Source organism: Pseudomonas yamanorum, assembly GCF_013386765.1.
GTDB lineage: Bacteria > Pseudomonadota > Gammaproteobacteria > Pseudomonadales > Pseudomonadaceae > Aquipseudomonas > Aquipseudomonas yamanorum_A.
The window spans coordinates 16,257-28,735 of the sequence record NZ_JACARE010000052.1 but is presented as its reverse complement, the minus strand read 5'-3'; the positions used below and the strand labels follow the sequence as shown (position 1 = coordinate 28,735).

Genomic DNA, 12,479 nt, shown 5'->3' with positions numbered 1-12,479 from the left:
GTTGCATGACGGATCACGCGTTGTTACTGGTCAATCTGGGTTCACCGGCGTCCACTTCGGTGGCGGATGTGCGCAGCTACCTTAACCAGTTCCTGATGGACCCTTACGTCATCGACCTGCCGTGGCCGGTGCGGCGTTTGCTGGTGTCGCTGATCCTGATCAAGCGCCCCGAGCAATCGGCCCATGCCTACGCCTCGATCTGGTGGGACGAAGGCTCGCCGCTGGTAGTCCTCAGCCGTCGCCTGCAACAACAGATGACGTCGCAATGGACCCAGGGCCCGGTGGAACTGGCGATGCGTTATGGCGAGCCGTCGATTGAAAGCGTACTGACTCGTTTGGCATCCCAGGGCATCAAGAAAGTCACTCTGGCGCCGTTGTACCCGCAGTTCGCCGACAGCACCGTGACCACGGTGATTGAAGAAGCCCGGCGCGTGGTGCGGGACAAGAAGCTGGCGATTGAGTTTTCGATCTTGCAGCCGTTTTACGATCAGCCGGAATACCTCGATGCGCTGGCCAACAGTGCCAGGGCCTACGTGGAGCAGGATTTTGATCATCTGCTGCTGAGTTTCCACGGCTTGCCCGAGCGTCACCTGAAAAAGCTCGACCCTACCGGGCAACACTGTTTCAAGGACGCCAACTGTTGCCAGAACGCCTCTCCCGAGGTGCTTGCCACCTGCTATCGCGCCCAATGCTTCAGCGTTGCGCGGGATTTTGCCGAGCGCCTGGGTTTGCCGGAGGGCAAGTGGTCGGTGGCGTTCCAGTCGCGATTGGGCCGGGCCAAGTGGATCGAACCCTACACCGAGGCACGCCTTGAAGCGTTGGCTCAGCAAGGTGTGAAGAAGCTGCTGGTGATGTGCCCGGCGTTTGTCGCGGATTGCATTGAAACGCTGGAAGAGATTGGCGATCGCGGGTTGGAACAGTTCCGCGAGGCGGGGGGCGAGGAGTTGGTGTTGGTGCCTTGCTTGAATGACAGTGAGCAGTGGGCTGTGGCGCTGAATACGTTGTGCGAAAGAGCGCCGGTATCGCTGTGATCCGATTGTCGAAACGATAGAGATCAAATGTGGGAGCCGGGCTTGCCCGCGATAGCGGTGGATCAGTCACCAGATGCCTCGACTGAAAAATCGCCATCGCGGGCAAGCCCGGCTCCTACATTGTTTGCGGTGTTTACTCGTGATGCGGCTCGCCCAGGAAGGTCAGAGAACTGAACAGCCCGCGAGTCGCTACATCAGCATTGTCCTTGAGCGGGATTTCCACCTGCGCCGCAATCACATTCAACCCTTCATTCCTCACCAGCACCTGCGCGCGGCCGTCTTTATCGGTCTCGGTGCTCAGCGTGCCAGGTGCATTGCGATAATCCCCAATCAGCTTGATCCCCGCCGCCGGCTTGCCATCCAGCAGCACCCGCACCGGCAGTGACTTGCCCGGGCCTACGGTCAGTGGATCAACCTCCGGCAAGATCAGCAGCTTGATCTGATCCAGCTTCGGCAACTTCGCCCCCGGCTGGTAAATCGCCAGGCTGTACTTGAAGGTCTGGGTCGACTCGATCGCCCCCGGCACCTTGCTGCGGCCTTGGTTGATCCACTTCTTGTCAGCGGTCTGCGACCACATCCCGTTATCCAGCGCCACGGCCAACACCGCGGGTGACTTGAGCGGCTTCAGGCGCGCATGGTCGGGCAGGCGTTCCACCGTTACCGGGATCATTTTGCCGCTGGCGTCATAGGCCCAGGCGCCACTGATTTTCTGCGCCTTGAACGCGTTGTCTTCGGCACCGTGGCCGTAGATCACTTCGATATTGCCGCGCCGTTGTTCGGTCCACAGGCCGTGGGCCGAGACTTGGGTGGCAAACAGCAGGCCGAGTACGGCCAGGGATTTGAAGGCTTGCATGGTGACGTCCTTTTACAGGTTGAGGGTCAGGCTGACGGTGAAATTGCGCGGCTCACCAGGGTTGACCCAGTAATTGCTGTAGGAGCGCTCGTAGTACTTTTCATCGAACAGGTTGTTGAGGTTCAGGCCCACGGTGACGTTGTCGCTGGCTTTGTAGTGCGCGAGCAAATCGACGGTGTGGTAAGCCGGCAGTTCGAAGCGGCCCCCGGCTTCACCCGAGCGATCGCCCACGTAGGTAAAGGCCGCGCCAAGGTCTGAGCCGCGCAGCAGGCCATCCTGGAATTCATACACCCCAAGCAAGCTGCCGCTGCGTTTGGCCACGCCGAGAATCCGGCTGCCGGTAGGGATGGTTTTGTCGCCCTTGGTCACTTCGGCGTCGATGTAGGCAAAGGCGCCGATCACCCGTACGGCGTCAGTCACTTGCCCGGTCAGTTGCAGGTCAAAACCCTGGCTGCGAGCCTTGCCCATGGCGCGGTTGGTGTCGGTGGCCGGGTCCAGGGCCAGGACATTTTCCTTCTCGATATGGAAGGCGGCGAGGGTGGTGCTCAGGCGGTCGTCGAACAGCTCGCTCTTGATCCCGATTTCATAACCCACGCCTTCCTCCGGCTTGAAGGATTTGCCGCCGGCGTCCAGGCCATTGTTGGGCTTGAACGAGGTGGACGCGTTGGCGAACAGGCCTACTTCAGGTGTCAGTTGATAGAGCAGGCCGGCGCGTTGGGTCAGGGCGTCATGCGTCTGCCGGCTTTTCGCATGGTTGCGGGCGAAGTCGTTGGTGCGCTGCTCGAAGTGTTCGAAACGCGCGCCGATCATCCCGCGCAGGCGGTCGGTGAAGATGATCTGGTCCTGCAGGTTCAGCGCCTGGCTTTTCACCTGTTCGAAAAAGTCGGTGCCGGAGCGTGCGCCGTTGGGTTTGGGCTGGCCGTAGACCGGGTTGTAGATGTCGATGGTATAGGGGCCGCCGGCGATGGCGGTCACCCGTTCTTTCTTGCGGTAGTCCTCGTATTCGGTGCCGACCAGCAGTTCGTGCTGCCAGCTGCCGATGTCGAACCGCCCGCGCAGTTCGAGTTGGGTGATGCTGTCGTGCCAACCGGTGGAGCGTTCGCGGTAGCGGCGGTTGAGGGTGTGGCCATCGGTATCCAGTGGGCGGTTTTCCGAAGCGTCGCCCCACAGGCTGCCTTGTTTGTAGTGGCTGGCCAGGCGCAGCTGCCAGGCATCGTTGAGGTGATGTTCGAGGGTGGCTTGCAGGCGGTTGTTGTGGTTGCGGATATCGCCGTCGTTGGGCTCGCCGAGGAAAGTCGAGCGGGAGACGCCGCTCCAGCGGTTGTTGGGCGCGACAATGCCACGGTCGAAGGTGGAGCGGTGGCGCACGAATTCGCTTTCCACCAACAGGCTTGTGTCCGGGTCCAGTTGCCAACTGATGGAGGGCGCGACGAACACCCGCTTGGCCTCGACGTGGTCACGAAAGCTGTGGTTGTCTTCCACCGCCAGGTTGACCCGCGACAGCACGTTGCCCTCGCTGTCCAGTGGTGTGTTCACGTCCAGCGCGGTGCGGTAGCGGTCCCAGCTGCCGGCGCTGGTCTGCACGGTGGTGAAGGGTTCGGGCTGCGGCTTTTTGCTGACGATATTCACCGTGCCGCCCGGGTCGCCACGGCCGTACAAGCTGGCAGCAGGGCCCTTGAGCACTTCGATGCGTTCGATATTGGCCGCGTCCGGTGTGCTCGGGTAACCGCGGTTGGCGCTGAAACCGTCCACGTAGAACTCTGAAGTGGTGAAGCCGCGAACGCTGTATTCGTAAAGCGTCAGGCCACCGAAGTTGTTCTGTTTGGAGACGCCGCCGGCGAACTCCAGGGCGCGCTCGACGTTGGTGCTGCCCAGGTCCTGGAGCACCGAGGCGGGAATCACGCTGATGGATTGCGGGATGTCCCGCAGGGCGGTGTCGGTCTTGGTGGCGCTGGCGGAGCGGGTGGCGCGATAGCCCTTGACCGGGCCGGTGGCCGATTCGTAGGCCTCGCTGGTGATGCGGGTGGCGTCCAGTTCAAGCGGGGTGTTGTCTTCGGCGTAGGCCGGTTCTACCAGTAAACCCAAGGCGATTGCGGCCAGTGGGGCAAATCTTCGAGACGGCATGATAGAGCGTTCCAATAGCGATATTGAAACAATATAACATCTCTAATGAGAATAATTTCCTACTGAAATATTAGGTAACAGGAGCCCGCGGACGGGCTCCCGGCGCCGTTATTCCTCTTCTTTCACCGGCGCAGGCGGCGGGCGCAGGCCCACTTCTGCCTGCAGCTTGATCTCCTTGCCATTGCGCATCACCTGGATCGCCACCTTGTCGGTCGGCTTGATCCGCGCCACCTGGTTCATCGACTTGCGCCCGTCGCCGGCCGGTTCGCCGTCGATGCTGAGGATCACGTCGCCCAGTTGCAGGCCGGCTTTCTGCGCCGGGCCATCGCGGAAGATCCCGGCGACTACGATGCCAGGGCGCCCGGTCAGGCCAAACGACTCGGCCAGTTCCTTGGTCAAGGGCTGTACTTCAATCCCCAGCCAGCCGCGAATGACCTGGCCATGCTCGATGATCGACTTCATCACTTCAGTGGCCAGCTTCACCGGAATGGCGAAGCCGATGCCCTGGGAGCCGCCGGACTTGGAGAAAATCGCCGTGTTGATGCCGGTCAGGTTGCCGTTGGCATCCACCAGCGCACCGCCGGAGTTGCCGGGGTTGATCGCGGCGTCGGTCTGGATGAAGTCTTCGTAGCTGTTGAGGCCCAACTGGTTGCGCCCGGTGGCGCTGATGATGCCCATGGTCACCGTCTGGCCGACGCCGAACGGGTTGCCGATGGCCAGCGCCACGTCACCCACGCGCAGCCCTTCGGAGCGGCCGATGGTGATCGAAGGCAGGCCTTTCAAATCGATTTTCAGTACTGCGAGGTCGGTTTCCGGGTCGCTGCCGACCACACGGGCCAGGGTTTCCCGGCCATCACGCAGGGCCACGACAATCTGGTCGGCGCCAGTGGTCACGTGGTTGTTGGTCAGGATGTAGCCTTCCGGGCTCATGATCACGCCGGAGCCGAGGCTGGATTCCATGCGCCGTTGCTTGGGCCCGTTGTCGCCGAAATAGCGGCGGAACTGTGGGTCTTCAAACAGCGGGTGCGCCGGTTTGTTGATGACTTTGGTGGTGTACAGGTTGACCACGGCGGGGGCGGCGATCACCACCGCGTCGGCGTAAGTCACCGGGCCTTGTACCACCGCGCTGGTTTGCGGTGCCTGTTGCAGGTTGACATCGAAAGTCGGCAGGCCGACCAGTTGTGGATAACGCTGAATAATCAGCATCGCGATCAGCACGCCAGCCAACAATGGCCATCCAAAAAAACGCAGTGCCTTGAGCATTAAGAAAAATCCTGACAGGTTGCAGGGGACGGGAGAGCGCCCATAATGTCGCGCATTATACGAGGCCGTGAGCGCCTCTGAACGGGATATTTAGGAGTCTTTTATGGCCGTAGCCCTGAGCACCTTAGTCGAGGAAGCGGACCGCTACCTTAATAGTGCAAAAATCGCCGATTACTGCCCCAATGGCCTGCAGGTCGAGGGTCGGCCGCAGGTGCTGCGCATCGTCAGCGGCGTGACCGCCAGCCAGGCACTGCTGGACGCGGCGGTGGAGGCCCAGGCCGACCTGGTGCTGGTGCACCACGGCTATTTCTGGAAAGGCGAAAGCCCGTGCATCACCGGCATGAAGCAGCGCCGCCTGAAAACCCTGCTCAAGCACGACATCAGCCTGCTGGCCTATCACCTGCCCCTGGATCTGCATCCGGAAGTCGGCAACAACGTGCAATTGGCCCGGCAACTGGACATCACCGTCGAAGGCCCGTTGGACCCGGACAACCTCAAGGTCGTGGGCCTGGTGGGTTCCCTGGCCGAGCCGGTGTCGCCCCGCGACTTCGCCCGCCGCGTGCAGGAAGCCATGGGCCGCGAGCCGCTGCTGATCGAGGGCAGCGAGATGATCCGCCGCGTCGGCTGGTGCACCGGGGGTGGCCAGGGTTATATCGACCAGGCGGTACTCGCCGGTGTGGACTTGTACTTGAGTGGCGAAGCGTCGGAGCAGACGTTCCACAGTGCCCGGGAAAACGACATCAGCTTTATCGCAGCCGGGCATCACGCCACTGAGCGGTATGGTGTGCAGGCGTTGGGTGATTACCTGGCACGGCGTTTTGCCCTGGAACATCTCTTCATTGATTGCCCCAATCCCATCTAAAGAACACCACCAACAATGGGTAATCCCCAATCCTTGTGGGAGCTGGCTTGCCTGCGATGCAGGCACCGCGGTTGGTCAGTTACACCGCGGCGATGCCATCGCAGGCAAGCCAGCTCCCACATTGACCGCGCTCTGTGCCCCAAACCCCGAGGTATATTCATATACCGTTTCGATCTAGCCGGCTCCCTCAATAGAATCAGGCGCTGTGCTAGCATGCCCCGCTCGAACACGGCCCGCTGGCCGTCCATAAGATCGTTTTTCCGTGAGTAACCATGGTCGACAAACTGACGCATCTGAAACAGCTGGAGGCGGAAAGCATCCACATCATCCGCGAGGTCGCCGCCGAGTTCGATAACCCGGTGATGCTCTACTCGATCGGTAAAGACTCCGCCGTGATGCTGCATCTGGCACGCAAGGCATTTTTCCCGGGCAAGCTGCCGTTTCCGGTGATGCACGTCGACACCCGCTGGAAATTCCAGGAGATGTACAAGTTCCGCGACAAGATGGTCGAAGAGCTTGGTCTGGACTTGATCACCCATATCAATCCGGATGGCGTGGCGCAGAACATCAACCCGTTCACCCACGGCAGCGCCAAGCACACCGACATCATGAAGACCGAGGGCCTCAAGCAGGCCCTCGACAAGCATGGTTTCGACGCCGCATTCGGCGGTGCCCGTCGCGATGAAGAGAAATCCCGTGCCAAAGAGCGCGTGTACTCGTTCCGCGACAGCAAGCACCGCTGGGACCCGAAAAACCAGCGCCCGGAGCTGTGGAACGTCTACAACGGCAACGTCAACAAGGGCGAGTCGATCCGTGTGTTCCCGCTGTCCAACTGGACCGAGCTGGACATCTGGCAGTACATCTACCTGGAAGGTATCCCGATCGTTCCGCTGTACTTCGCCGCCGAACGCGAAGTGATCGAGAAGAACGGCACGTTGATCATGATCGACGACGCCCGGATCCTCGAGCACTTGTCCGACGAAGACAAAGCCCGAATCGTCAAAAAGAAAGTACGTTTCCGTACCCTTGGCTGCTACCCGTTGACGGGCGCGGTGGAGTCCGAAGCCGAGACGCTGACGGACATCATTCAGGAAATGCTCCTGACGCGAACTTCCGAGCGCCAGGGCCGTGTCATCGACCACGATGGTGCAGGCTCGATGGAAGATAAAAAACGTCAAGGCTATTTCTAAGGGGCTGTCATGTCGCATCAATCTGATTTGATCAGCGAGGACATCCTCGCCTACCTGGGCCAGCACGAGCGCAAGGAAATGTTGCGCTTCCTGACCTGTGGCAACGTCGACGACGGCAAGAGCACCCTGATCGGGCGCCTGCTGCACGACTCCAAGATGATCTATGAAGACCATCTGGAAGCCATCACCCGCGATTCGAAAAAATCCGGCACCACTGGCGATGACATCGACCTGGCGTTGCTGGTCGACGGCCTGCAGGCCGAGCGTGAGCAGGGCATCACCATCGATGTTGCCTACCGCTACTTCTCCACCGCCAAGCGCAAATTCATCATCGCCGACACCCCCGGCCATGAGCAGTACACCCGCAACATGGCCACCGGTGCGTCCACCTGTGACCTGGCGATCATCCTGATCGACGCCCGCTACGGCGTGCAGACCCAGACCCGCCGCCACAGCTTTATCGCCTCGTTGCTGGGCATCAAGCACATCGTGGTGGCCGTCAACAAGATGGACATCAACGGTTTTGACCAAAGCGTATTCGAGTCGATCAAGGCCGATTACCTGAAGTTCGCCGACGGTATCGCGTTCAAGCCGAGCACCCTGGCCTTCGTGCCGATGTCGGCGCTCAAGGGCGACAACGTGGTGAACAAGAGCGAGCGTTCGCCCTGGTACACCGGCCAGTCGCTGATGGAAATCCTCGAGACCGTCGAGATCGCCAACGACCGCAACTACACCGACCTGCGTTTCCCGGTGCAGTACGTCAACCGTCCGAACCTGAACTTCCGTGGTTTTGCCGGCACCCTGGCCAGCGGCATCGTGCACAAGGGCGACGAAGTGGTGGTGCTGCCGTCGGGCAAGAGCAGCCGCGTCAAATCCATCGTCACCTTTGAAGGTGAACTGGAAAACGCAGGCCCCGGCCAGGCCGTGACCCTGACCATGGAAGACGAGATCGACATCTCCCGTGGCGACCTGTTGGTACACGCCGACAACGTGCCGCAAGTGACCGACGCCTTCGACGCCATGCTGGTGTGGATGGCCGAAGAACCGATGCTGCCGGGCAAGAAATACGACATCAAGCGCGCCACCAGCTATGTGCCGGGTTCCATCACCAGCATCGTGCATCGCGTGGATGTGAACACCCTGGAAGAAGGCCCGGCGAGCGCCTTGCAGTTGAACGAGATCGGCCGGGTCAAGGTCAGCCTCGACACAGTGATTGCCCTGGACGGTTACGCGAGCAACCGCACCACCGGTTCGTTCATCGTCATCGACCGTTTGACCAACGGCACCGTGGCCGCCGGCATGATCATCGCACCGCCGGTGACCCATGGCAGCGCGGCGCAGCATGGCAAGCTGGCGCACGTGGCTACTGAAGAACGTGCCCAGCGCTTCGGCCAGCAACCGGCCACCGTGCTGTTCAGCGGTTTGTCGGGCGCTGGCAAAAGCACCCTGGCCTACGCGGTTGAACGCAAGCTGTTCGACATGGGCCGTGCGGTGTTTGTGCTGGATGGCCAGAACCTGCGCCACGACCTGAACAAGGGCTTGCCGCAGGACCGTGCCGGGCGTACCGAGAACTGGCGTCGTGCCGCGCATGTGGCGCGTCAGTTCAACGAAGCGGGCTTGTTGACCCTGGCTGCGTTCGTTGCACCGGATGCAGAAGGGCGTGAGCAGGCCAAGGCGCTGATCGGCGGTGATCGTTTGCTGACCGTGTACGTGCAGGCTTCGCCGCTGGTGTGCGCCGAGCGTGACCCGCAAGGTTTGTACGCGGCGGGCGGGGATAACATCCCGGGTGAGTCCTTCCCGTATGACGTGCCGTTGAATGCCGACCTGGTGATCGACACCCAGGCACTGTCGCTGGAAGACAGCGTCAAGCAAGTGCTGGAGCTGCTGCGTCAGCGCGGCGCGATCTAAGCTTTACGCGCACAAAAAAGCCCGCCACCGATCACTCGGTGGCGGGCTTTTTCACATCATCAAGGCCAACTCGGTCAACTGTGGGAGCTGGCTTGCCTGCGATAGCGGTCTGTCAGTGCATGCAGTTTTAGCTGACCCACCGCTATCGCAGGCAAGCCAGCTCCCACATTAAATTTGCATCCACATGTTGATTAGCGGCGGGCTTGGAAGTCTTTGTGAAGCTGTTCGAGAAGCACATCCTTCTCTTCCCACAACCGGTTGATCCAACCCTGGAACGCCAACCGATACTCCCCATCCTGCTCATAATTCTTGCCGATGAACTCGGCCGGAATCTGCACTTCCTCAAACTGCACGACCACGTCCTTCACATTGCCGCACAGCAAATCCCAATAACCGGGGCGCCCGCCAGGATAGTGAATGGTCACGTTCACCAGCGACTTCAACTGCTCGCCCATGGCATCCAGCACAAACGCAATGCCGCCCGCCTTGGGCTTGAGCAGATAGCGAAACGGCGATTTCTGCTGGGCATGTTTACCCGGGGTAAACCGCGTGCCCTCGGCAAAGTTGAAAATGCCCACCGGGTTGTGGCGAAACTTCGCGCAGGTCTTGCGGGTGGTTTCCAGATCCTTGCCTTTCTTCTCCGGGTGCTTTTCCAGGTACGCCTTGGTGTAGCGCTTCATGAACGGGAAGCCCAGTGTCCACCACGCCAGGCCGATCACCGGGACCCAGATAAGCTCTTGCTTGAGGAAGAACTTCAGCGGGCGAATACGCCGGTTGAGCACGTATTGCAGCACCATGATATCGACCCAGCTTTGGTGGTTGCTGGTCACCAGGTACGAGTGCTGATAGTCGAGGCCTTCCAGGCCCTTCAAGTGCCAGCGGGTGCGGCGTACCAGGTTCATCCAGGCCTTGTTGTTGCTGATCCAGGCCTCGTGGGTCTGGTTCATCAGCCATTCGCTGAAGCGCTTGGCAAACGGCAACGCCTTGAACAGCGCCACGATAAACAGGAACGAGCACAGCAGGATCGTGTTCAACGCCAGCAACAGCGAGGCGATCACCCCGCGCACGGCGGCAGGTAGAAAATCCAGCATTTAGACATCCATAGGTCGGTTGGCGGCTTGAATCGCGGTCAATGCGATCGTGTACACAATGTCGTCCACCTGCGCCCCGCGGGGCAGGTCGTTTACCGGTTTACGCAGGCCTTGGAGCATCGGCCCCAGGCTCACGCAATCGGCGCTGCGCTGCACCGCCTTGTGGGTGGTGTTGCCGGTGTTCAGGTCGGGGAACACAAACACCGTGGCCTTGCCCGCCACCAGGCTGTTGGGCGCCAGTTGCCGGGCCACGGTTTCGTTGGCAGCGGCGTCGTACTGCAACGGGCCGTCGATCAGCAGCGAACTTTGGGCTTCATGGGCGAGCAGGGTGGCTTCGCGGACTTTCTCGACTTCTTCGCCCGTGGCGGAATCACCGCTGGAGTAACTGATCATCGCCACCCGTGGCGTGATGCCGAACGCGGCAGCCGAGTCGGCGCTTTGCAGGGCGATTTCCGCCAGTTCCGCCGCACTGGGGTGCGGGTTCATCACGCAGTCGCCGTACACCAGCACTTGCTCCGGGAACAGCATGAAGAATACCGACGAGACCAACGTGCAGCCCGGCGCGGTCTTGATCAACTGCAAGGCCGGGCGAATGGTGTTGGCGGTGGAGTGGATGACGCCGGAGACCAGGCCGTCGACTTCATCCAGCGCAAGCATCATGGTGGCGATCACCACGGTGTCTTCCAGTTGCTGCTCGGCCATCGGCGCGTTGAGGCTTTTGGTTTTGCGCAGGGCCACCATGGGCTCGACGTAACGCTGGCGAATCAGGTCGGGGTCGAGGATCTCCAGGCCTTCGGGCAGTTCGATGCCATGGGCGCGGGCTACGGCTTCCACGTCTGCCGGCTTGGCCAGCAGCACGCAACGGGCAATGCCCCGTGCCTGGCAGATGGCGGCGGCCTGCACGGTCAGCGGCTCGCTGCCTTCGGGCAGCACGATGCGCTTGTTGGCGGCCTGGGCGCGCTGGATCAGTTGGTAACGGAACACCGCCGGCGACAGGCGCATTTCCCGCGGCGTGCCGCAGCGTTGGTGCAGCCAGCGGGCATCGAGGTGGCTGGCGACGAAATCGGTGATGATCTCCGCACGTTCGCGGTCATCAATCGGGATTTCCTTGTTCAGGCTGTTGAGCTGGTTGGCAGTGTCGTAGGAGCCGGTGCTCACCGACAACACCGGCAGCCCGGCCTGGAACGCGCCACGGCACAGGTCCATGATCCGTGGGTCGGGCAGGGTGTCGCTGGTCAGCAGCAGGCCGGCCAGCGGCACGCCGTTGATGGCAGCCAGGCTGACGGCGAGGATGATGTCGTCGCGGTCGCCGGGCGTCACTACCAGCACGCCGGGCTTGAGCAGTTCCACGGTGTTGCGCATGGTGCGGGCGCAGATGATGATTTTGGTCATGCGCCGGGTTTCGTAATCACCGGCGTTGAGGATCTGCGCGCCCATCAGGTCGGCCACGTCGCGGGTGCGTGGGGCGTTGAGTTCCGGTTGGTACGGAATGCAGCCCAGCAGGCGGAAATCGCCGCTGCGCAGCAAGGGCGAATGCTCCTTGAGGCGCGCCGAGAACGCTTCCATGCTTTCGTCGGTGCGCACCTTGTTGAGGATCACGCCGAGCACTTTTGGATCTTTCGGGCCGCCGAACAGCTGGGCCTGCAGTTCCACGCGGCCGGAGAGTTCGGTGAGCACTTCGTTTTCCGGGGCCGAGACCAGGATCACCTCGGCGTCCAGGCTCTTGGCCAGGTGCAGGTTGACCCGGGCCGCGTAGCTGGCGCTGCGGGTCGGCACCATGCCTTCGACGATCAGCACGTCCTTGCCCACGGCGGCTTGCTGGTAAAGGGTGATGATTTCTTCCAGCAGCTCATCCAGTTGGCCGTCGCCGAGCATCCGCTCTACGTGGGCCAGGCCCAGGGGCTGCGGCGGTTTGAGGCCGTGGGTGCGGGCCACCAGCTCGGTGGAGCGCTCGGGGCCGGTGTCGCCGGGGTGCGGCTGGGCAATCGGTTTGAAGAAGCCGACTTTCAGCCCGGCCCGTTCAAGGGTGCGCACCAGCCCAAGGCTGATGGAGGTCAGACCCACACCAAAATCGGTGGGCGCGATAAAAAAAGTCTGCATGCGGATTCTCTAAAGGTGCATGGCATGGGTCCGGGCCTATGTCTGGCCTGTAACCGA

Annotated in this window: 9 protein-coding genes; 4 read left to right on the top strand and 5 right to left on the bottom strand. The window is 61.4% G+C overall.

What is annotated here, in order from left to right; translation table 11 throughout:
- The first annotated feature begins 5 nt into the window (after positions 1-5).
- The gene (gene hemH / locus HX875_RS29370) at positions 6-1,031 is read left to right on the top strand and encodes a ferrochelatase (RefSeq protein ID WP_177048149.1); all 1,026 of its coding nucleotides are present in this window, start codon (positions 6-8) and stop codon (positions 1,029-1,031) included.
- A 133-nt stretch (positions 1,032-1,164) separates the two neighbouring features.
- Here hemH and HX875_RS29365 read toward each other — a convergent pair whose 3' ends face one another.
- From HX875_RS29365 to algW, 3 genes are all read right to left on the bottom strand, one after another.
- Positions 1,165-1,884, bottom strand: a complete 720-nt coding sequence (locus HX875_RS29365) for a DUF4198 domain-containing protein (protein ID WP_177048147.1) — start codon at positions 1,882-1,884, stop codon at positions 1,165-1,167.
- A gap of 12 nt (positions 1,885-1,896) precedes the next feature.
- The gene (locus tag HX875_RS29360; protein WP_177048146.1) at positions 1,897-4,008 is read right to left on the bottom strand and encodes a TonB-dependent siderophore receptor; all 2,112 of its coding nucleotides are present in this window, start codon (positions 4,006-4,008) and stop codon (positions 1,897-1,899) included.
- 108 nt (positions 4,009-4,116) lie between these two features.
- The gene (gene algW, locus HX875_RS29355; RefSeq protein ID WP_010177003.1) at positions 4,117-5,271 is read right to left on the bottom strand and encodes a Do family serine endopeptidase AlgW; all 1,155 of its coding nucleotides are present in this window, start codon (positions 5,269-5,271) and stop codon (positions 4,117-4,119) included.
- A 103-nt stretch (positions 5,272-5,374) separates the two neighbouring features.
- On the opposite strand from algW, the gene HX875_RS29350 reads away from it, so the two are divergent.
- From HX875_RS29350 to cysN, 3 genes are all read left to right on the top strand, one after another.
- The gene (locus tag HX875_RS29350) at positions 5,375-6,133 is read left to right on the top strand and encodes a Nif3-like dinuclear metal center hexameric protein (protein ID WP_010177002.1); all 759 of its coding nucleotides are present in this window, start codon (positions 5,375-5,377) and stop codon (positions 6,131-6,133) included.
- 272 nt (positions 6,134-6,405) lie between these two features.
- Positions 6,406-7,323 carry a sulfate adenylyltransferase subunit CysD gene (gene cysD / locus HX875_RS29345; protein ID WP_177048144.1) on the top strand — a complete coding sequence of 306 codons (918 nt, stop codon included), beginning with the start codon at positions 6,406-6,408 and terminating at the stop codon, positions 7,321-7,323.
- Positions 7,324-7,332: 9 nt separating this feature from the next.
- Entirely contained in the window at positions 7,333-9,231 is a 1,899-nt protein-coding gene (gene cysN / locus HX875_RS29340; protein WP_008432291.1) for a sulfate adenylyltransferase subunit CysN, read from the top strand.
- Between the two features lie 191 nt (positions 9,232-9,422).
- Here cysN and HX875_RS29335 read toward each other — a convergent pair whose 3' ends face one another.
- Positions 9,423-10,322, bottom strand: coding sequence for an acyltransferase (locus tag HX875_RS29335; protein WP_177048142.1), 900 nt, complete (start codon positions 10,320-10,322; stop codon positions 9,423-9,425).
- Positions 10,323-12,422, bottom strand: a complete 2,100-nt coding sequence (gene pta / locus HX875_RS29330; RefSeq protein ID WP_017476010.1) for a phosphate acetyltransferase — start codon at positions 12,420-12,422, stop codon at positions 10,323-10,325.
- Positions 12,423-12,479: the final 57 nt, after the last annotated feature.